General features: G+C 55.9%; 17 protein-coding genes and 1 other RNA gene. 8 read left to right on the top strand and 10 right to left on the bottom strand.

Features of this window, described 5'->3' with window-relative positions; all coding sequences use genetic code 11:
- Positions 1 to 14: 14 nt before the first annotated feature.
- From V2154_RS09205 to V2154_RS09190, 4 genes are all read right to left on the bottom strand, one after another.
- The gene (locus V2154_RS09205) at positions 15 to 914 is read right to left on the bottom strand and encodes a LysR family transcriptional regulator (protein ID WP_185690022.1); all 900 of its coding nucleotides are present in this window, start codon (positions 912 to 914) and stop codon (positions 15 to 17) included.
- A gap of 88 nt (positions 915 to 1,002) precedes the next feature.
- Entirely contained in the window at positions 1,003 to 2,013 is a 1,011-nt protein-coding gene (gene dgcN, locus V2154_RS09200) for an N-acetyltransferase DgcN (RefSeq protein ID WP_353501966.1), read from the bottom strand.
- Positions 2,014 to 2,268: 255 nt separating this feature from the next.
- Complete coding sequence (locus tag V2154_RS09195) at positions 2,269 to 3,372, bottom strand: porin (protein ID WP_272901263.1); 1,104 nt, start codon at positions 3,370 to 3,372, stop codon at positions 2,269 to 2,271.
- A 725-nt stretch (positions 3,373 to 4,097) separates the two neighbouring features.
- The gene (locus tag V2154_RS09190) at positions 4,098 to 5,810 is read right to left on the bottom strand and encodes an ABC transporter ATP-binding protein (RefSeq protein ID WP_353501965.1); all 1,713 of its coding nucleotides are present in this window, start codon (positions 5,808 to 5,810) and stop codon (positions 4,098 to 4,100) included.
- A gap of 82 nt (positions 5,811 to 5,892) precedes the next feature.
- Between V2154_RS09190 and V2154_RS09185 the strand changes: the two genes are divergently transcribed.
- Together V2154_RS09185 and V2154_RS09180 are read left to right on the top strand one after the other, a co-directional pair.
- Positions 5,893 to 6,195, top strand: coding sequence for a hypothetical protein (locus V2154_RS09185; protein ID WP_353501964.1), 303 nt, complete (start codon positions 5,893 to 5,895; stop codon positions 6,193 to 6,195).
- A gap of 88 nt (positions 6,196 to 6,283) precedes the next feature.
- Positions 6,284 to 6,412: non-coding RNA, RtT sRNA (locus tag V2154_RS09180), on the top strand.
- 189 nt (positions 6,413 to 6,601) lie between these two features.
- Here the strand turns inward: V2154_RS09180 and V2154_RS09175 are convergent.
- From V2154_RS09175 to V2154_RS09155, 5 genes are all read right to left on the bottom strand, one after another.
- Positions 6,602 to 6,841: a hypothetical protein gene (locus tag V2154_RS09175; RefSeq protein WP_278880545.1), complete on the bottom strand. Its 240-nt coding sequence runs from the start codon at positions 6,839 to 6,841 to the stop codon at positions 6,602 to 6,604.
- A gap of 87 nt (positions 6,842 to 6,928) precedes the next feature.
- On the bottom strand, positions 6,929 to 7,606 hold the full coding sequence (gene narI, locus V2154_RS09170) for a respiratory nitrate reductase subunit gamma (protein ID WP_185690020.1): 678 nt from the start codon (positions 7,604 to 7,606) through the stop codon (positions 6,929 to 6,931).
- Positions 7,603 to 8,325: a nitrate reductase molybdenum cofactor assembly chaperone gene (gene narJ / locus V2154_RS09165; RefSeq protein WP_353501963.1), complete on the bottom strand. Its 723-nt coding sequence runs from the start codon at positions 8,323 to 8,325 to the stop codon at positions 7,603 to 7,605. Before narJ ends, narI begins: the two co-directional genes overlap by 4 nt.
- Entirely contained in the window at positions 8,322 to 9,860 is a 1,539-nt protein-coding gene (gene narH, locus V2154_RS09160; protein WP_353501962.1) for a nitrate reductase subunit beta, read from the bottom strand. The genes narJ and narH overlap by 4 nt, the downstream gene beginning before the upstream one ends.
- Positions 9,857 to 13,621: a nitrate reductase subunit alpha gene (locus V2154_RS09155; RefSeq protein WP_353501961.1), complete on the bottom strand. Its 3,765-nt coding sequence runs from the start codon at positions 13,619 to 13,621 to the stop codon at positions 9,857 to 9,859. Before V2154_RS09155 ends, narH begins: the two co-directional genes overlap by 4 nt.
- Before the next feature lie 377 nt (positions 13,622 to 13,998).
- Here V2154_RS09155 and V2154_RS09150 point away from each other — a divergent pair, with 377 nt between their 5' ends.
- Positions 13,999 to 15,018: a transporter gene (locus V2154_RS09150; protein ID WP_353501960.1), complete on the top strand. Its 1,020-nt coding sequence runs from the start codon at positions 13,999 to 14,001 to the stop codon at positions 15,016 to 15,018.
- On the opposite strand, the gene V2154_RS09145 is transcribed toward V2154_RS09150, so the two are convergent.
- Positions 15,015 to 16,712, bottom strand: coding sequence for a chloride channel protein (locus V2154_RS09145; RefSeq protein ID WP_353501959.1), 1,698 nt, complete (start codon positions 16,710 to 16,712; stop codon positions 15,015 to 15,017). The genes V2154_RS09150 and V2154_RS09145 overlap by 4 nt on opposite strands.
- A gap of 269 nt (positions 16,713 to 16,981) precedes the next feature.
- Here V2154_RS09145 and V2154_RS09140 point away from each other — a divergent pair, with 269 nt between their 5' ends.
- From V2154_RS09140 to V2154_RS09120, 5 genes are all read left to right on the top strand, one after another.
- Complete coding sequence (locus tag V2154_RS09140) at positions 16,982 to 17,755, top strand: glutamine amidotransferase (RefSeq protein WP_353503960.1); 774 nt, start codon at positions 16,982 to 16,984, stop codon at positions 17,753 to 17,755.
- Positions 17,756 to 17,783: 28 nt separating this feature from the next.
- Positions 17,784 to 18,557, top strand: coding sequence for an ATP-binding cassette domain-containing protein (locus tag V2154_RS09135; protein ID WP_353501958.1), 774 nt, complete (start codon positions 17,784 to 17,786; stop codon positions 18,555 to 18,557).
- Between the two features lie 107 nt (positions 18,558 to 18,664).
- Positions 18,665 to 19,651: an autoinducer 2 ABC transporter substrate-binding protein gene (locus V2154_RS09130; RefSeq protein ID WP_353501957.1), complete on the top strand. Its 987-nt coding sequence runs from the start codon at positions 18,665 to 18,667 to the stop codon at positions 19,649 to 19,651.
- 44 nt (positions 19,652 to 19,695) lie between these two features.
- On the top strand, positions 19,696 to 20,697 hold the full coding sequence (locus tag V2154_RS09125) for an ABC transporter permease (protein ID WP_353501956.1): 1,002 nt from the start codon (positions 19,696 to 19,698) through the stop codon (positions 20,695 to 20,697).
- On the top strand, positions 20,694 to 21,659 hold the full coding sequence (locus V2154_RS09120) for an ABC transporter permease (RefSeq protein WP_353501955.1): 966 nt from the start codon (positions 20,694 to 20,696) through the stop codon (positions 21,657 to 21,659). The genes V2154_RS09125 and V2154_RS09120 overlap by 4 nt, the downstream gene beginning before the upstream one ends.
- Position 21,660 lies beyond the last annotated feature (1 nt).

Below are 21,660 nucleotides of genomic sequence, written 5' to 3'. Positions count from 1 at the left end.
GGGAAAATTGAGTTTCAGGCAGGGTTCAGCAGTTGCCCTTCCAACTCCCACAGCTTGTGGCGAATCAGCTGCTGAAGTTTCAACGCAGCCTGTGACGCCGGCTGATCTTTGCGGCTGAGCAAAATCACCTCGAAAGGCAGATACTCCACCACTGGCAGGATTTTCAGCTGCCCGCGATAGCGGCTGGCGGTGAAGGTATCCACCACGCCGACGCCGCCTCCGGCCAGCACCACATCGGCAATCACCGAATAGGTTTTGATATACAGCTGCGAACGCGGCGACAGGCCATGCTCGTGCAGAACGCGATTTAGCACCTGCCCCAAAGGGTCCTGCTGCTGCAACATTAATAACTCGTTGTCACACAGCCAGCTCAGCGAAACTGGGCCTTCCTGCGGGCTATCCAGTGGCAACAGCGCCACCATGTTGGCCTGATAAACAGATTCGGCAATCAGCTCGCCGGGCACCTGTTCGGCGAAAGTCAGGGCAAAATCCATCTTGTATTGCAGTAGATCCTGACTCAGCGTGTTGAAGTGGGTAGTCACCAATTCAACGCTGCCGCCGGGCGTCTGACGGCGGAAATTGGCTAACACCGGGGCCATAATCACCTGCCCGAGGGTATGAGCCGACCCCATGCGAACGTGCTGGCCTTCCCCCTGACGCAGCTGCTCGGCCAAGGCAGAAATAGTCTGGATATGGCTAAATAAGGCGTCAATTTCCGGCATTAATCGCCGCCCTTCTGGGGTCACAATCAGCCCCTGCGGGCTGCGCTCAAACAGCGCAAAGCCCAGTTGCTGCTCGGCGTGGTTGAGCACGCGGCTAACGTTAGGCTGCGACACGTTAAGCAAACGCGCCGCGCCGCTGACGCTGCCCGCCTGTAAAACGGCTTGAAAAACTTCAATGTGACGAAGACGCATGCGCCAGTGGCTCCAAAAAAACACTGATAACTGAAGGTAGCAAAATGGCTGTCACTTGGCTGCAACATCTGTGTTCAGATACGGTAAATCAGCCCTGTTCTTTGATCCACTGCGCCACCTCTTGCATACCAAAGCGCACGGGATCGGTCGCCGGCACGCCAAACTCGGCGCTAATTTCCGCTAGTGCGGCTTTGGCCTGTTGCTCATCCACCGCCGAAGTGTTGAGTGAGAAACCGGCCAGTCGAACATGTGGGCTGGTCAGCCGCGCCGCCGCGAGATTGGTTTCTACGCACTGGCGTAAACTTGGCAGCGGCATATGAGGTAAATGGCGCATATGCGGACGGCCAAGCTCATGACACATGACCAGCAAATCGGCCTGTGCGCCGTGGATCAGCCCCATGCTTACCCCGGCAAACGATGGGTGGAACAGCGATCCCTGCCCCTCGATAATGTCCCAATGATTGTCTTGATTGGCCGGAGCCAGTGTTTCTACCGCGCCGGAGATAAAATCGGCAATCACCGCATCAATGGCAATTCCGGCTCCGGCGACTAAGATGCCGGTCTGCCCGGTGGCGCGAAAATCTGCCTGAATATCCAGCTGGCGCAGCGCCGCTTCCAGCGCCAGCGAGCTGTACATCTTGCCGACAGAGCAGTCGGTGCCGACGGTCAAAATACGTTTTCCGCCACGGCGTTTGCCAGTCCCGGTGTCCAACGCGGGTTGCATATGGCGCACGTCAAACAGTTCCACCTGATACTGTTTGGCAAGCTCCACCAGCTCAGGAACATCATTCAACCCTTGATGCAAGCCGTTCGCCACGTTTAAACCGGCGCGGATCGCCGCTTTAATGGATGTTAACCAATGCCCAGGAAGCTTGCCGCCAGAGTTGGCGGTGCCCAGCACCATGGTTTTCGCCCCCTGCTGCTTGGCTGTAACCACATCCATTTCTTCCAAGCCGAGAGAAATGGAGTCCTCCGCCAGACGTAGTTGGCCGATACAGACCTCAAGGCGCCAATGGTGGATGCCGCGCGCCGTTTTGACTGCCAGCGGATCGGTCACATCACCTAAAAACAGTAAATAAGGTTTGGGAATGGTTTGCATAGACTTGGTGCTCCTTAACTTGGGCAGCTAATAAAGGAAAACACGACTATTCCATGCGAGTTGCGAAGTGACGAATACTTGTTTAGTGCAGCGCTATACCTTCAGGCTATGGGTTAAGCGATTGAAGTGTAAGGTATGAGAACGAAAGGCCAGCGAGGCAAATTCAAGACGAAAAAAAGGCAGAGCCAATGAAACTCTGCCTTTTACCATTACCATTTTCAGACACAGAAACGGGTAATAATGCTTTGAATCAACTTAGAAACGGTAAGTCAGGGCAACGGTAGTGATATCGTCGGTGTTCAGGCCCAGCTTGTTGTCGTCGTTAAGTTGGTTGATCAGGTAGTCAACATAAACGTACATGTTTTTGTTGAAGTAGTAAGTTGCGCCCACTTCGAAGTATTTAACGATGTCTGCATCGCCGATACCGTTTTCGATATCGTGAGCTTTAGACTGTACGTAACCTACAGAAGGACGCAGGCCGTTTTCGAATTGGTACTGTGCAACGAACTCGATGCCTTTGGTTTTGTTAGCAAAACCAGAAGTAGCTGGAACCGCGCCAGTCGCTGGAACGCTGATTGGAGTCTGGTTACGAGTTTCGTTGTACATCGCTGCCAGGTAAACCTGGTTAGCGTCATATTTCAGACCGGTAGCCCATGCAGAAGCTTTGTCGCCTTTGCCGTAGGTAGAGTTAGCTTGGCCATTGGTACGGTCAGAAGAAGAACCTGCCAATGCTGCGCCGATACCCGTGCCGCCGATGTTTTCATAATCCAATGACGCGCCGTAGCCGTCGCCATTCGCTTTACCGTCTGGACGGTTAGCGTCACCTTCGTTTTTACCCTGATATTGCAGAGCAAAGTTCAGACCTTCAACCAGACCGAAGAAGTCTTGGTTACGGTAAGTTGCCAGACCGTTAGCACGACCCACCATGAAGTTGTCAGTGTAACCGGTGTCGCCGCCGTACTCAGGCATCATATCGGTAAACGCGATTGCGTCGTAAACAACGCCGTAGTTACGACCGTAGTCGAAAGAACCGAAATCTTTAACTTTCAGACCTGCGAAGCCCAGACGAGTTTTCGTACCCTCGGTGCCTGCTGATTCAGCGTGGTTAGCCTGAACGTTGTATTCCCACTGGCCGTAACCGGTCAGTTGGTCATTAATTTGAGTTTCCCCTTTAAAACCAAAACGGACATAAGTTTTGTCGCCGTCAGAACCTTTGTCATCGCTGAAGGCATGTTTGCCGTTCACGCGACCGTACAGGTCTAATTTATTGCCGTCTTTATTATAAACTTCTGCTGCATTAGCAGCTGAGGATGCAACGATTAAAGAGACCACTACGGCCAGCACACTGCGCTTCATCATTATTTTATATTCCTTGATTTTATATAAAGGATTTCTCATGCCCGCTTTTAAATATCGAGCTGTGAGTTTTTTAAATGTTTATAAATGCTTCTGTCTGTAAAACGATTCGAACCTTAGCATTAAGCACGAAAAGTTAAAATGGAAAAGTTCGGGCGATAACGTTAATTTAACGCAAAGAGTTGTAACAATATGTTTCTATGCGAGGTCTGTAACTTACTGATTATATGCGTTTTTTGCATAAAGAATTGCACCACAATAGTGCATTGCATGGTTTTGGTGCAATTTGTGTTTAGGAATGTATGTTTTCTGTTATTGGGATCACTGTTCTGCGGGGGTTGCCGGATGTTAACAATCATTAATAAAAACACATTCGGAATAGTAGTAATGCCTTTTTATAGTGCATAGCAGGGTAACTATTTTTTAGTGTTCTTTTATATCCATTAAATAGAAAAGGTAATTCTAATTTTATGAACCTACTCCATTTGTTTAATTTTTTTTGATTAGATAATTAATAAGTCAAATTTAAAACTTTCACTAAATTGCAATAATGAGATCTTGATTCAAATTTCAGTTAACCATTTATTCGCCACATGACCGTTTTGATGCTTTTTTATTCTTAGTTCGAAAGGTAAGAAAAGAAAGTAATAAATCTAGGGATAAAAAGCGCTGCCGCTTTCCCCTCTGCTGAGAGAAAAACGGCGTTTTGCGGAGTTAAGGCAAGCGGGTTATCTAAACTGTGCGGCGTGGAGTTGAGCGTAGCGGCCCTGCTGGGCGAGCAACTGTTCATGGGTACCCTGCTCGACAATGCCTTCCTTATCTACCACCACAATGCGATCGGCGTTTTGAATGGTGGCCAGACGATGGGCGATAACCAGCGTGGTACGGCCTTGGGACAGGTCAGCCAGTGATTGCTGAATCGCCTGCTCGGTGGCGGTGTCCAGCGCAGAGGTGGCTTCATCCAGAATCAAGATTGGCGGGTTCTTCAGGAAGATACGGGCTATCGACAAACGCTGCTTCTGCCCGCCGGAGAGTTTAACGCCCCGCTCGCCAATCACCGTGTCCATGCCGAGTGGCAAGGCATTAATCACCTCATCAAGCCTTGCCTGACGCGCCGCCTCGCGGATTTCTGCCTCAGTGGCGTTCAGTTTGCCATAGGCGATGTTCTCGCGAATGCTGCCGCCGAACAGGAATACATCCTGCTGCACAATGCCGATATTGTTGCGTAGCGACGCCTGCGTCATATCGCGAATATCAATGCCATCAATGGTAATTGAGCCGCTATCCAGCTCATAGAATCGCGGCAACAGCGAGCACAGCGTGGTTTTCCCCGCCCCCGATGGCCCGACAAAGGCCAGCGTTTCTCCGGCTTTAATCTGCAGATTGATGCCATTGAGGATCTTACTGGCGGGCGTATAGCCAAATACCACGTCGCGATAGCAGATGTCGCCGTGCAGATGCTCAACGGCCCGCGCATTCGGGCGGTCAACGATATCCGGCGCGGTGTCAATCAGCTGGGTAAAGCGTTTAAACCCGGCAATGCCTTTCGGGTAGCTTTCCAATACCGAAGTGATTTTTGCCACCGGGCGGAAGAACACTTCCACCAATAATAAGAAGCCGACAAAACCGCCGTAGCTCAGTTGGCCGTTAACCACGTACCAGGTCCCGGCGATCATCACCACAATTTGAATAAGCCGCGTGCTGAGGTAGCTCAGCGTCAGGCTGGCGGTCATGATGCGATAGGCTTTCAACTTGGTAACACGATAGTTTTCGTTGTCGGAGGCAAATAAGGTTTTCTCATGGGCTTCGTTGGCAAAGGCTTTCACCACGCGAATACCGCCGATGCTCTCTTCAATCCGAGCATTAAAGTTACCCACCTGACCAAACAGGCGACGCCAGGTTTCGGTCATTTGCGCGCCGTAACGGCTCACCAGATAGGTCATAAAAGGCACAATCACGATGGTCATCAGCGCCAACGGCAAGTGCACCGTCGCCATCAAAATAAAGGCGCCGATAAAGGTCATGATCGCGATGAACAGGTCTTCCGGGCCGTGGTGCGCCACTTCCCCCACTTCTTCCAAATCTTTGGTGACGTGAGTAATAATGTGGCCGGTTTTGGTGTTGTCGTAATAGCGGAAAGAGAGTTTCTGCAAATGGCTAAACGCCTGACGGCGCATATCCGTTTCAATCCCCACGCCCAGCGCGTGTCCCCAATAGTTGACCACCGCCATCAGCCCGGTATTAATCAAATAAATGCACAGCAGCCCGACGGTCGCTATCAGGATCACCACGAAGTCATGGGCTGGCAGCAGTTTGTCGATAAAGGTTTTGATTGCCATAGGAAACCCCAGCTCCAGCAATCCACCGAGGATCGCGCAGCCAAAGTCGAGGTAAAACAGTTTTTTATAAGGCGCGTAATAAGAGAAGAACCGGCGGAGCATCGTGCATCCTCATTGGAATGGCCCGTGCGCGGGCAAGTGCGCCAGTGTAAATGAATATCGTTATCAGCGGGAGGGGGTTTTGATGCTTTGGAAAGCATCGGAAACTTTTTCAATCTTTAGAAAGATTGAGGTCAAAATTAAGGTCAAGTTCAAAACCGTGGGCTCGCCGCCCACACTGGCCCAAAGGGTTTTAAACGAAACCCTTTGGAATCCTGCGTTTTTTTGCTGCTGGGAGATCGAGGCTGCGCAGGGGTGGGATGGACGTGTTTCAGTGGCCGCGGCGATCGTCGCGAATTGCCGCCGCTTAGGCGGTTCCCTCGCTGCGGGATTACAACCCGCGCAAAAGACTCGCGGTTTTCCACCTCTTGCTCGGCGTCACTTCTGAACGCGACCTACTGGCACTTACTCCGAGCCGTTTCATTCACAAAAAATCTGAAATTTACTGAAAAGGTACGGTTGAAATGCCTCAAAACCGCAGTCAAAAATGGCGCTGAGCGAGAGGTTCGAGACCTATGGCTCGAGCCGAGCGAAGCGAGACTGCGTTGCAAAGCAACGACCCGAAGGGCGAGGCCAGAGGCCGAGTAATCCCGTGGCGAAGGCACCGCCTAAGCGGCGACATTCTTTATTGATAGGGAGGGCGGTGGAGAACTGAAGTCCCTGAAACACGTCCGCCCAACGAGCGGAGCGCGCAGTAAAGAGCCGGGGAGTCTTGAGGGGCGCGGCGATAGGCGCCCCTTAAGGCCGGTGTGGCGGCAGCGCACGGTTTTGACCTCAGAGTTGCAATTGAAAACTCACTCTTTAGGCGTCTTAGCCTTCTTCTTCAATACAAACCAGCTGATAAGCCCCAGCACGCCACCAAAGATGATGAACCAAATTCCTAAGGCGAACTGTGGGGGCATTTCGCCATTGGTGGCGTCGGGGTTGCCGACCACTAAACCGTGCACCACGGCGACTATCCCGATGACGATCAGAATCAGGCTGTTACGCAGCAGGCGGCGCGGCAGGGAGAATTGTTTTCTTTCGATAGCCATGGTGAGCATCCTTGATGAAGTGGCATTCAAATTAAAAAATAAGGGCGCATCATAGCGCCCTTCTGTTTATTGCCACAACCCTGACGGTCAGCGGCGGTTACGCACCAGCTGGTAGCGGCGAGTCAGATACTCCACCGGCGCGCTCCAGATATGCACCAGTCGGCAGAATGGGAACAGCAGGAACAGCGTCATACCCAGCACGATGTGGATGCGGAAAATCAGCGCCACGCCGTCAAGATGGGCAGATGCCCCACCGTGGAAAGTAACCACGGCTTGCGCCCAGCCCACCAGCTTCATCATCTCGCTGCCATCCATGTGCTGCGCGGAGAACGGAATGGTCCCGAGGCCCAGCGCACACTGCACCACCAGCAGAATGATGATCATAATGTCGCCAAAGCTCGAGGTGGCGCGCACTCGGTCATTGCTTAGACGACGATAAACCAGCATCAGCCCGCCAATCAGCGTCAACACGCCACAGGCGCCGCCCGCCCACATGGCCATTTGCTGTTTAACCGGCACTGGCAGGAAAGACTCATACATCCAGTGCGGAGTGAGCATCCCGAAGGCGTGACCGGCGATAATGCCGAGAATCCCCACGTGGAACAGCGGCGAAGCAATGCGCAGCAGCTTCTTCTCCAGAATCTGGCTGGAGCCCGCACGCCAGCTGTATTGGCCGTAGTCATAACGCATCCAACTGCCCACCAGAAATACCGTGCCGCAGATGTAGGGATAGATATCAAACAAGAACATATTGAGAAAATTCATGGACGTGCCTCCCCAGCGTTGGCGGAATCAAGGTCAAGATATTGTGGTTGCACCGCACCGACAAAACGCTTCTGGTGCGCGGCTTCTTCACCGCTGGCGCAGCTCTGCTCGCCGAGGAACTTGATCTGCTCCTCTTCCCATACCGCGTCGAGCGCGGCAGGCGTATCGTCCCTTGCCTCTTGTTGCAGGCTTGGGCGCACGTCTTCGCTGACCATCGCGCTGCCAGACAGGGCCAGCAGCAGGTCGAACAGCTGGGAATAGGCGCTGTTTCGCTCCTGCAAACGCGCCCCCAGCAGGGCCAGAATCGGCGCAATATCGTTCAAGCCTGAACGGGCTTCATCAGCCGCCAGCGTGGATAAATACTCCAGATACAGCGGCAGATAGTCCGGCAGCTCGCGGCTGTCGATATCTAATCCGGCGGCGTGATACTGCGCCAGCAAATCCACCATCGCCTGCCCGCGATCCCGCGACTCGCCGTGAACATGTTCGAACAGCAGCAGCGAAGTGGCGCGGCCACGGTCAAACAGCCCCGTATAGGAAGACTGCGCGTCGAGCAGATCTTGCTGGCAGAATTGGCGAATATAGCCCGCCAGCTCAGCTTGCTGCCCGCCAGTTAGCTCAGCCGCTTCGCCAATGATCTCCAGCAACTCGCTCTGACTCTCCCACAGCAGATCGTCGGGATAATCAAGCAACAAACCTAGAATGCGTAGACTGTTCATTGATCACCTCGCGAGGTTTTGGCGCTCACATCAATGGCGTCAATACGTTTGCTGTTGAACAGATTGAATTTGGTGTCGCTGCCGTGGCAGCCGTCGCCGAAGCTGAAACCGCAGCCTTTGGCCTCTGGGAAGGCTTCGCGCGCCTGCTCCCGATGGCTGGAAGGCACCACGAAACGGTCCTCGTAGTTGGCAATGGCCAGATAGCGGTACATCTCCTGCGCCTGTGCTTGGCTCAAACCCACCTGCTCCAGCGCGCTGGTATCCACCACGCCATCCACGGATTCGGCACGTTTGAAGTGGCGCATCGCCAGCATGCGTTTTAAAGCCAGCAGCACCGGCGCGGTGTCTCCGGCGGTCAGCAAATTCGCCAGATATTGCACCGGAATACGCAGGCTTTCGACATCCGGCAGCACGCCGGTGTGCGGCAATGCGCCCGCGTCGGCGGCGGACTGAATTGGCGACAGCGGCGGCACGTACCACACCATCGGCAGGGTGCGATATTCAGGATGCAGCGGCAGCGCCAGCTTCCACTCCATCGCCATTTTGTACACCGGGGACTGACGCGCCGCGTCCATGACCGACATCGGAATGCCGTCTTTTTCGGCCTGGGCGATCACTTCCGGGTCATTCGGATTGAGGAAGATACTCATCTGGCTTTCGTACAAGTCTTTCTCGTTTTCCACCGAGGCGGCTTGCTCGATACGGTCGGCGTCATACAGCACCACGCCGAGGTAGCGAATACGCCCAACGCAGGTTTCAGAGCAGACGGTCGGCTGGCCGGCTTCAATACGCGGATAGCAGAAAATGCATTTTTCCGACTTGCCGCTCTTCCAGTTGAAGTAGATTTTCTTGTACGGACAGCCGGTCAGGCACATACGCCAGCCGCGACATTTATCCTGATCGATCAGCACAATGCCGTCTTCGCCGCGTTTATAAATCGCGCCGCTCGGGCAGGTCGCCACGCAGGCCGGGTTCAGGCAGTGTTCGCACAATCTTGGCAGGTAAGCCATAAAGGTGTTTTCGAACTCGCCATACATCTCTTTCTGCATGTTTTGGAAGTTTTGGTCGGCAGAGCGTTTGCTGAACTCAGTGCCTAAATCATCTTCCCAGTTCGGGCCGCCGACGATTTTGTTCATGCGCTTGCCGGTCAGTAGCGAGCGCGGGCGCGCCACGGGCTGGTGTTTGCCCTCTTTGGCGGTGTGCAGATGCTGATAGTCGAAGTCGAAAGGTTCGTAATAATCATCGATTTCAGGCATATGCGGGTTAGCAAAGATTTTGTGCAGCAGGTTGGCTTTGTTACCCATGCGCGGCTGCAATTTGCCGTTAATTTTGCGGATCCAGCCGCCCTTCCATTTCTGCTGGTTTTCCCAATCATGCGGATAACCCAGCCCCGGCTTGGTTTCCACATTATTAAACCAGGCGTACTCCATACCTTCACGGCTGGTCCAGACGTTTTTACAGGTCACGGAACAGGTGTGGCAGCCAATGCATTTGTCGAGATTCAGCACCATGCCGACTTGTGAACGAATTTTCATTTGGCTTTCTCCTGCGCAACCGCGCCCTGCACGTAGTCGTTACCTTCGTCGTCTAACCAGTCAATACGGTTCATTTTGCGCACAATCACGAACTCATCGCGGTTCGAGCCGACGGTGCCGTAATAGTTGAAGCCGTAAGAGAGCTGCGCGTAGCCGCCAATCATATGGGTTGGTTTCGGGCAGACGCGGGTCACTGAGTTGTGAATACCGCCGCGCTGCTGGCTGATTTCAGAACCCGGAATGTTCACGATGCGCTCCTGCGCGTGGTACATCATGGTCATCCCCGCCGGTACGCGCTGGCTAACCACCGCGCGGGCGCTCAGCGAGCCATTGGCGTTGAAAGCTTCAATCCAGTCGTTATCTTCAATGCCCAGTTGGGTGGCATCGTCTTCACTCAGCCAGACAATGGGTCCGCCGCGCCCTAAGGTCAGCATCAGCAGGTTGTCGCTGTAGGTGGAGTGAATGCCCCATTTCTGGTGCGGCGTCAGGAAGTTCAGCGCCATCTCCGGGTTGCCGTTTGGCTTGGCGTTGAGCAAAGGCTGCGCCGCGCGGGTATCAATCGGCGGGCGATAAACCAGCATGCTTTCGCCGAAGGCGCGCATCCACGCGTGGTCCTGATAAATCTGCTGGCGGCCGGACAGCGTGCGCCACGGGATCAGCTCGTGCACGTTGGTGTAACAGGCGTTATAGGAGACATGTTCATCTTCCAAACCTGACCACGTCGGGCTGGAGATAATCTTGCGCGGCTGGGCCTGAATGTCGCGGAAACGGATTTTTTCGTCTTCTTTATTCAGCGCCAGATGCCTATGGTCGATGCCGGTATTAGCACTCAGCGCCGCCCAGGCTTTTACCGCCACCTGCCCGTTGGTTTCAGGGGCCAGCGTCAGGATCACTTCCGCCGCGTCAATTGCCGTGTCTATGTTCGGACGGCCTTTGGCTGCGCCATCTGCCTTGGTGTAGTTAAGCTTTTTCAGCAGCTCGACTTCACTGTCGGTATTCCAGTTAATGCCTTTGCCGCCGTTGCCCAGTTTGTCGAGCAGCGGGCCGAGGGAGGTATAACGCTCGTAAGTGTTCGGGTAGTCGCGCTCAACCACCATCAAGTGCGGCGCGGTGACGCCCGGAATCAGCTCACAGTCGCCTTTTTTCCAATCTTCGACGCCAAACGGCTGCGCCATTTCCGCCGCCGAGTCGTGTTGAATTGGCAAGGTCACCACGTCGCTTTCAACGCCTAAATGCCCCACGCAGACGCGGGAGAATTCTTTGGCGATGCCTTTATAGATTTCCCAATCGCTTTTTGAATCCCAAGCGGGGTCCACGGCGGCGGACAGCGGGTGAATAAACGGATGCATATCCGAGGTATTCATGTCGTCTTTTTCGTACCAGGTGGCGGTCGGGAGCACGATGTCGGAATAAAGACAGGTGCTGGACATGCGGTAATCGAGAGTCACCACCAGATCCAGCTTGCCTTCGCCGCCCTGTGCCTGCCACTCCACCTCTTCCGGCATGATGCCGCCCTGCACGCCGAGATCTTCCCCCTGAATACCGTGTTCAGTACCCAGCAGGTATTTCAGCATGTACTCGTGGCCCTTGCCGGAAGAACCTAGCAGGTTCGAGCGCCAGACAAACAGGTTACGCGGGAAGTTTTGCGGGTTATCCGGCTGCTCTGCGGCAAAGCGCAGGCTGCCATCTTTCAGGCTTTCTACCGCGAACTCCTGCGTGGTTTTACCCGCCTGCTTAGCCATGGCCGCCAGATTCAACGGGTTGACGCTCAGCTGTGGCGCAGAAGGCAACCAGCCCATCCGCTCGGCGCGCACGTTGAAATCAATCATGCTGCCGGTGAACTGGGATTTGTCCGCCAATGGCGAAAGCAGCTCTTGCGGCGCGACGGTTTCATAGCGCCACTGGCTGGAGTGGTTATAGAAGAAGGAGGTGCTGTTCATTTGGCGCGGCGGGCGCTGCCAGTCCAGACCAAAGGCCAGCGGCTGCCAGCCGGTTTGTGGGCGCAGCTTCTCTTGGCCAACATAGTGTGCCCAGCCGCCGCCGCTTTGACCGACGCAGCCGCAGAAGATCAGCATGTTGATTAGGCCACGGTAGTTCATGTCCATGTGGTACCAGTGGTTCATACCGGCACCGACGATGATCATCGAACGGCCATGGGTCTTATGGGCATTTTCGGCAAACTCGTGGGCAATACGCACGATATTTTGCTGAGAAACGCCGGTAATTTTTTCCGCCCACGCCGGGCTGTAGGCTTTGATTTCGTCAAAGCTTTGCGCGCAGTTTTCATCGTTCAAGCCGCGCTCGACGCCGTAGTTTGCCAGAGTCAGGTCATAGACGCTGGCCACCAGCACGCTGCTGCCGTCGGCCAGTTGCAGGCGTTTAGCCGGCAGTTTGTGCTGCAACACTTCTTCCAGCGCCACGCTGTTGAAATGCTCGCTGACCGCGCCGCCGAAGTATGGGAAGCCGACGCTGACCACTTCGTCGTGGTTGTCCAGCAGGCTCAGCGTCAGGCTGACGTCCTGCTGCGCCTTGCCTTCGCGCGCTTCAAGATTCCACTGGCCCTTCTGCCCCCAGCGATAACCAATCGAGCCGAGTGGTGACACCAGCTCGCCGCTGGTTTCATCAATGGCGATGGTTTTCCACTGCGGGTTATTTTCTTGACCCAGATTATCCACCAAGTCAGAAGCGCGCAGCATGCGGCCCGCCGCGTAATAGCCCTCTTCACGCTGCTCGAGCATCACCAGCATTGGCATGTCGGTGTAGCGGCGCACGTAGTCGATGAAATATTGGCTTGGGTTATCAAGGTGGAAAGATTTAAGAATGACGTGGCCCATGGCTAGCGCCAGCGCGCTGTCTGTCCCCTGTTTTGGTGCCAGCCAGTGGTCGCACAGCTTGGCGACTTCAGCATAGTCCGGGGTAATGGCCACGGTTTTGGTGCCTTTGTAACGCACTTCGGTGAAGAAGTGGGCGTCCGGGGTACGGGTCTGCGGGACGTTAGAACCCCAGGCGATAATATAAGAAGAGTTGTACCAGTCGGCGGATTCGGGCACGTCGGTCTGCTCGCCCCAGGTCATCGGCGAAGCCGGTGGCAAGTCGCAATACCAGTCGTAGAAGCTCAGGCACACGCCGCCAATCAGCGACAGATAGCGCGCCCCGGCGGCATAAGAGACCATCGACATCGCCGGAATTGGCGAGAAGCCGATAATGCGATCCGGGCCGAAGGTTTTGGCGGTGTAGACGTTAGAGGCGGCAATCAGTTCATTCACTTCCTGCCAGCTGGAGCGCACAAAACCACCGCGCCCGCGCGCCGCTTTATACTGTTTGGCTTTTTCCGGCTGATTGACAATAGAGCCCCAGGCATCTACCGGGTCGCTGTGCTGCAACTTGGCTTCGCGCCACAGCTGGATCAGCTTTTTGCGCATCAATGGGTATTTCAGGCGGTTGGCGCTATAGAGATACCACGAGTAGCTGGCGCCGCGCGGGCAGCCACGCGGTTCGTGGTTTGGCAAGTCAGGGCGAGTACGCGGGTAGTCGGTCTGCTGGGTTTCCCAAGTGACCAGACCGTTCTTGACGTAAATTTTCCAGCTACATGAACCGGTGCAGTTCACGCCGTGGGTGGAACGCACCACTTTGTCGTGCTGCCAACGGCTGCGATAACCGTCTTCCCAATCACGATTGGTGTTAAGCGTCTGGCCGTGGCCGTCAGCGAAGGGTTCAGCTAGGGTTTTAAAATAGCGAAACCGGTCAAGGAATTTGCTCATCCGGGACTCTCCTGTGCAGCCGCCTGAAGCAGGCTGTCGTTATGAATGTCGACATTGCTTTTAATATCAGGAGGGTAAACAGCCCCAGAGTGTCTCTACTTGATTGCGATCAATCCCGCGTCGTTAAGCAACTATTTACATAGCGCTAAATACTCCCAAAGGGGTAAGTCATGAAAATCACTTAAGTTATTGATTAATAATTACTTAATACGAATACGGACTGTTATTGATTGCCACAGGCATGACGCAGGAAAATTGGGGGTATTGGCGGTTTTGCATTGTGACAGAAATATGAAACTCGCTGTCTGCATATTGTATTTAGGCCGAATACTGGCGTAATAGGCCAATCCGTTTTCCACCTGCAGAAAACCTATTTCATGCCGAGCGAAAGACCTGCCGTACTCAATTTTAATGATGAAGTGACCGGGCTGATTTATGGCTTTATTTTTCGCCCCGGCAGGCCGCCGGAGCGCGTCTCTTCACAACAGGTGCAAGAGGCTTATCAGCAAATTTGCCACAGCGAAGGCTTTATCTGGCTGCACGTCAACCTGACACACGCGATGGCGGAAAAGTGGCTGAAAAAGCATTTCACCATTGATGAGTTATTCTTTGAAGAGATCCGCGAAGGCTCGCGCAGTACGCGGATTGAGCGACAGGGAAACAGCCTGCTGGCGGTGCTTAATGACGTGATTTTCAACCCTGAAGAGAGCGTCGATGAAACCTCCACCCTGTGGGTCAGCTGTCACCCACAGCTGGTGGTCACCGCGCGCCACAAGCCGGTGCGGCTGATTGAATTGCTCTATAAACGGCTGGACTACATCAGCATCAGCTCGCCTACCGAGCTAATGGTCTATCTGCTGCAAGAGCAGGAAGATCTGCTGGAAAACATCGTGCGGCGCGCCAATCTGTATGTCGATCGCATCGAAGAGTGCCTGCTGACCCACCATGTGAAGAAAAACCGCGCCAACCTTGGCCGTTTGCGCCGCATGCTGCTGCGCTTTCAGCGCCTGCTGGCACCCGAGCCGACCGCCCTTTTCCGCCTGTTAAATCGCCCACCCGCGTGGATTGCCCCCGAGGTGGTGCAGAACTTCCGCCAATTCACCGAAGAGTTTTCGGTGGTGCTCAATGACCTGATCGCCCTCACCGAGCGCATCCGGCTGCTACAGGAAGAGATCACCTCAAGGCAGATGGAACAGAGCAACCGCACACTCTACGTGCTGACGGTGATCACCGTGCTGGCCCTGCCGATCAACATCGTGGCGGGCTTTTTCGGTATGAACGTCGGCGGCATCCCCCTCGCCAATAACCACCATGGCTTCCTGCTGCTGGTGGTGATCGTCGGGGTATTTACCCTGCTGGCAGGCTGGTGGGCGCTGCGGCGGCGGGATGATAGTTAAAGAAAATTCTTCGCCTTATTCAATAGCGCCGCTTTGGTAATGACGCCTAGCAGGCGGCGGGTTTCGGGGTTTTCTAATACCGGCAGACGCTCGAGGGGGGAATCGCTGAAGGTCGCCCAAGCCTGCTCGTAGCTGGCATTTTGGTACAGAGTGGTGAATTCCTGCTCGATAAAACTGTCAATCGGCTCGTCGGCTTTTAGGCTGCCGTCGATGATGCCGCTGGCCAGCACGTTGGTCGGCACCACGCCGAGAAAACGCTCTTGGCTGTCCACCATATAGACATATCGCGTGCGCTGTTTTAGCCCTTCGCCCACCACTTCCGCAAGCGTCGAGTGCACCACCATTCGCGAACAGGGGGTGATAAGAGACGCCACCGAGCTGTTTTCAAACTCATTTTTCGCCATAAAGCGTGCATTGTGGCGAGCCAGCACCGGATAGGTTCCCGCCGCCTTGAGCCTCGACGCCACCACGTAGGAGATAGCCGTCGCCAGCATCAATGGGAACAGCAGCGAGCTGTTGAGAGTCATTTCAAAGGCCATCATGATCGACATCAGCGGAGCATGGCTGGTTGCCGCCAGCAGCGCGCTCATGCCAATCGCCGCGTATAGCCCAATGGGGCCAGGATCGAAGCCCAGCCACTGGAGAAAAGTACAGACCAGCGCCCCGCTGGCTGCGCCAATGAGTAATGAAGGCGTGAACAACCCGCCCACCGCGCCGGAGCCGACGGTGATCGCCGTCGCGACGATTTTGAGCAGCAGCACCATCCACAGCGCGGTGTGCAAATCGCCGTCATTCAGAATCAAATCAATCACTTCGAATCCGTTACCCAGCACCAGCGGCGACACCATCGCCACCAGCCCGACGCCCAGCCCGCCTAGCCCGAGGCGCAGGGCCGGGTGGGAAATCGGCTTCATCCACTGGCGCACTTTATCAATTGAGCCAATAAACAGCGGCCCGAGGGTGCCGGTGGCCACGCCAATCACCAGCACGGTCAGCAGCGCGCCGGGAGACGGGCTAAAGGTGGCCGACGAATAGAGATACAGCGGCTCGTAGTCGGTCACTGAACGCACGGTCAGCACCGCCACCGAGGCGGAGATAAACAGCGGGATGAGCCGCTGCACCGCCGTTACGCCGAAGGCGATTTCCGCCACAAACAGCGCCCCGGCCAAGGGAGCGTGATACACCGCCGCCAGCCCGCCCGCCGCCGCCATGGCAATCAGGTCGGATTGATGTAAAGCGCGTAACCGCGAGAAACGCCCGAGCAGGCTGCCGCTGAGGGCCGAAAGCTGCACCATCGCCCCTTCGCGCCCGATAGAGCCGCCGCTGGCGATGCTGGCGAGAGAAGACGCCGCGCGCAGCAAGGTGCTGCGCAGCGGAATGCCCGGCAGGCGTTGGTCAATCACGTCGAGATAATCCGGCATCTTGCCGTGCTTGCGTTCGACATTCAGCGCCCACAGTAGGATAAACCCGGCAATCACCCCACCCACCGTAGTGATAATCGGCCAGACCAGTTTGGGGTATTCAAGGAAGGCCTTGGTGATATCCGTGCCGTCGGTGAACATCAGGTCGTTGATGCCGGAAATGGCGCTGCGAAAAGCAATAGTCACCAGGGCGGCGATGATCCCCGCCGGGATCGCAATCAGCAAATTAATCAAGTCGCCCTTCTGCCAGGCATCAAGCACTTTCAACGTCATAGTTCTTCCGTATGGTGGGGATAGCGGCCGATGATGCAGAGTAGCATTTTCCTCCCCCTCATCGCACCTGCTGGCAGCACGGCACGCGGCCTTTTTCGCCCACTTTGATGCTTCGCAAAAGATTCATATAAATGTCTTATATTTGACCACCTAGCTCACATATTGACCACTAAACCGCTTTACTAAACCGGTTTACTTTGTTATCACCTTGCTACGGAGATGTTCTAAAGAGGCCCTCACCAGGGGAATTCATTCAGGAGAATATGGGTATGACTAAACGCGTGCTGTTGTTAGGTGAAAGCTGGGTCAGTTCCGCGACTCACTACAAAGGTTTTGATCAGTTCGGTAGCGTCACTTTCCATTTAGGCGCTGAGCCGCTGGTTAATGCGCTAAAAGGCAGCGAGTTCGAGCTGACCTATCTGCCGGCTCATGAAGTGGTGGAAAAAATGCCCTTCGATCTTGAAAGCCTGAAAGCCTACGACGCCATTATTTTGTCGGACATTGGCGCTAACTCCCTGCTGTTGCCGCCTGCGGTCTGGCTGCACAGCAAACCTATGCCTAACCGTCTGAAATCATTACGTCAATGGACCGAAGAAGGCGGTGGCTTGATGATGATCGGCGGCTACTTCTCTTTCCAAGGCATTGATGGCAAAGCGCGCTGGCGCAATACCCCGGTAGAAGACGTGCTGCCGGTCACCTGCCTGCCGTACGACGACCGCCTTGAGGTGCCGGAAGGCTTCTCGGCTAAAATCACCGGCGACAAAAATCACGCCATTCTGCGCGGGATAGAAGGCCCATGGCCGCTGCTGCTCGGCGCTAACGAAGTGGTGCTGAAAGAAGGCGCGCAAGTGCTGGCCACTCTGCCAGACGACGAAGGCGGCCACCCTTTGTTAGTCACCGGCAGCTACGGCAAAGGGCGCTCCATCGCCTGGACGTCGGACATCGGCCCGCACTGGGTACCCGGCGAATTCATCGCATGGCCGGGCTATGACCAGCTGTGGAAGAACTGTCTGAGCTGGCTCACCCACCTCGACAACGCCTGATAGCCCAAGACTCTACGGGAGATTCGCCATGGCTCAGCCCTATGTTCAGGCCGTTAACATTACCAAGCGTTTCGGGGCGTTAACCGCCCTGCGCGACGTCAATCTGGAGATTTATCCCGGCGAAGTATTGGCCCTGTTGGGTGATAACGGCGCCGGTAAATCTACCTTTACTAAAGTGCTGGCGGGCGCCCATCCGGCCAGCGGCGGCGAGTTGGTGGTCGATGGCAAAGCAGTGAGTTTTCACTCGCCGAAAGACGCCTCGGACTGCGGCATCGCTACCATTTTTCAGGAGCTGGCGCTGTCCGAAAACCTGTCTATTGCGGAAAACGTCTTCCTTGGGCGCGAGTTGAAACACTCCTTCTTAGGCATTCCTTTTCTTCGCCAGCAGGCGATGCGCTCAAAGGTCGCCGAGCTACTGCACGAGCTGGAAGCCCATATTTCTGACCCAGAAGCGCCGGTTGGCAGCCTCTCCGGCGGCCAGCGGCAGGCGGTGGCTATCTGCCGCGCGCTGAACCTCAACGCCAAGCTGGTGATTATGGATGAGCCGACCGCCGCGCTGGCCGTCGCCGAAACCCGCAAAGTGCTGGCCCTCACCCGCAAACTGGCGGAGCGCGGCTGCGCGGTGGTGTTAATCAGCCACAACATTGCCGACGTGTTTGAAGTTGCCGATCGCATGGTGGTATTCCGTCGCGGCAGAAAAATTGCCGAGCGCCGACGCGCCGACACCACGCCGGAAGAGATTGTGTCGCTGATCACCGGCGCGCATCCCGAAGCACGAGCGTTTGAGGCCGTAACGGCCTGACGTCAGATCCACGAAGTTGCATCACCAAACAACACAACGCCAGATCCACATTACAAAACCAAAAAACACAGCAGTTATCTCTCACATTCATGACAGGTGGGCTTTCTATGTTGAAAAAAATGATCAGCACCATGGTGGCATCTGCTCTGCTCGGCGCGACGGCTTTTAGCGCCTTCGCCCAAGACAAACCGAAAGTGGCCTTTGTGCCGCAAATCGTCGGTATTCCCTATTTCAAAGCGATGCAGGACGGCGGCAACCGCGCCGCTAAGGCTTTTGGCGTGGATTTCATCTATTCGGGGCCAGTGGATACCAACCCGATGGACCAGCTGCAAATCGTGCAAAACCTGATTGCTCAGGGCGTTAACGCTATTTCGGTCAGCGTGCTGGATGCCTCGAGCATCGCGCCGGTGGTCGAGCAGGCCAAAGCCAAAAATATCAAGCTTTTCACCAGTGACAGCGACGCACCGGACAGCGGCCGCGCGGTCTACGTGGCGCAGGCCACGGACGAGGGGCTGGGCGATACGGTGATTGACGAGATGGTGAAACGCGTCGGAGACCACGCCAAGATTGGCATAGTTTCCGGCGAAGCCACTGCCTCAAACCTCAACGCGTGGATTGGCTTTATGCAGCAGCGCGTCAAGGCCAAATACCCGAATGTCACGCTGCTGAAACCGCAGTTTGCGGGCGGCACCTCCAGCCGCGCGGCGCAAATTTCTGCCGACATGATTGCCGCCAACCCTGACCTGAAAGGCATTATCGCCGTTGCCTCTACCACCTGTCCGGGCGTGGCGCAGGCCATCGAAACCGCTGGCAAAATCGGCAAAGTGGTGGGTACCGGCTATTGCAGCCCAGACATCGCGCGCGCCTACCTGAAAAGCGGCTCCTTTGGCTTCTCCGTGCTGTGGGACCCGGAAAAACTCGGCTACCTCACCGTCTGGGCGGGCAAACAGCTGATCGACGGTAAAACCTTTAGTGCCGAAAACAGTGTGCCGGGTCTGGATCAGAAAGTGGCTTATGACGCGAAAACCGGCGTGCTGCTGCTCGGCGCACCGGCGGTGTTTACCAAGCAAAACGTCGACCAATTCCACTTCTGATTTTTATCGCAAAAACTGAATCGCAACACTGAGGGGACACTGCCGTGGCAACATCCTTCACGCCCGCCCTGAAATTCTCGGGGCGGGAGCTGACGCTGGCCTGCGTTTGTCTGGTCGCCATCGTTATTTTCAGTCTGGCATCGCCCTATTTTGCCACGCTGGATAACCTGACGACCGTGCTACGCAACAGCACAGAATTACTCTTGATTGGGCTGGGCATGACCCTGCTGCTGGCAATGGGCGGCGTGGACGTGTCGGTCGGCGTGGTGATGGGGCTGGCGGCAATTGTTATTGGTCAGTTGCTTAACGCGGGCGTTTCTCCCGGCCTGACCGCCCTTTCCGGCCCGCTGGTGGGCGCATTGATTGGCGTTATTAGCGCGCTGGTGGTGGTGGCAGGTCGCATTCCTGCCATCGTCGGCACGCTGGGGCTGTATGGCGTCTATCGCACGGCGGTGTTTGCCCTGCTCGGCGGCCAGTGGTTGTCGGGGCTGCCGGACTCGCTGACCCAGTTAGTCAGCGCGCCGCTGCTCGGCCTGCCCGTGACTGTCTGGGTGATTGCTCTGGCCTACGGGCTGGTCTGGCTGGCGCTGCGCCGCACGCCGTATGGCTTGCACCTGCTGGCTATCGGCAATTCGGAAGACAAAGCGCGGCTTTCCGGCATTGCGGTCACCCGGGTTCGTTTCGCCACGTTCATCATCAGCGGCCTGCTGTGCGGGCTGGCGGCTACCTTCTATGTCGGCACCTATCGCAACGTCGAAATGACTATCGGCAGCCAGCTGGCGCTGGAAGCCATTGCCGCCGTAGTGCTGGGCGGAACCGGCATTATGGGCGGCCACTGTAGCCTGCTGGGCACGGTACTCGGCGTGTTCCTGCTGCGTATCTTGCAAAACGGCCTGCTGCTGATTGGCGTGCCGTCTCTGTGGCAAACCGTGGTCACCGGAGGCCTGCTGTTGCTGGTGCTCACAGCCGAAGTGCTCAGCGGCAGGTTGCGCATTCACAACATGAACCTGCGTAAAAATCGTCTTAAAGGAGAAGGAACCGCATGACTCTCACCGCGGGAGCTTCCCGCCTTTATCGTAAAAATCTGGTGCTCACTCTGCTCTGCGGGCTGTGGGTGGCGCTGGCGTTAACCCTGCTGATTGGTCAGCCGTCGATTCTGTCTGGCGCAACCTTAACCAGCATCTTGCAGTTCGCCACGCTGTTGGCGCTGGTGTCGCTGGGGCAAGCCTTGGTGGTGCTGGCGGGCGGCGCGGGGATTGACCTGTCGGTCGGCGGCAATGTGTCGCTGTCCGCCATTGCGGGCGTGATGGCGCTACAGGCCGGGGTTCCGGCGGTGCTGCTGCCGGTGGTGTGTCTGCTGTGCGGCTTCCTGCTCGGCGCGGTAAACGGCCTGCTGATCGCCAGGCTGAAAATCTACCCGCTGATTGTCACTCTCGGCACCTTCTACGCCTACTCGGGTCTGGCGCTGTCACTCACCGGCGGCGCGGCGCAGTCCGGGGTTCCGGCATGGGTCTTGCCTTGGGGGCGCGGCGTGCTGGCCGACATTCCTCTGCCATTCCTCACGCTGGTTATTCCCGCGTTTCTGATTGCCGCCCTGCTGCTGTCGTTTACCTCGTGGGGGCGCTGGATTTACGCCATGGGCTTTAACGAGCATTCGGCGCGACTGGTGGGCATCCCGGTCGATCGTGCGCGCATTCTACTCTACTCCCTGTGCGGCATGCTGGCAGGCGGCGCGGGCTTTGTTTCCCTGTCGTGGCTCGGCAGCGGCAGGCCGAACGCGGGGGTCAATCTTGAACTGGAATCATTAACCGCAGCCCTGCTGGGTGGCGTGGCGATATTTGGCGGCAAAGGGGGCGTGGCGGGAGTATTCGCCGCCGTCCTGCTGCTGGTCACGCTTAAAACCAGCATGTTGCAGTTTGGAATTAACACCGTTTGGCAAGTGGGCGTGGTCGGTCTGTTACTGATCGCGGTGCTGCTGGCCGATCGTCTTTCAAAAACCCGGAGCTAAT

The sequence above is a fragment of the Ewingella sp. CoE-038-23 genome (assembly GCF_040419245.1).
Classification (GTDB): domain Bacteria; phylum Pseudomonadota; class Gammaproteobacteria; order Enterobacterales; family Enterobacteriaceae; genus Ewingella; species Ewingella allii.
Note: the sequence above shows the minus strand (reverse complement) of the source record. Positions and strands in the feature narration are given on the sequence as shown.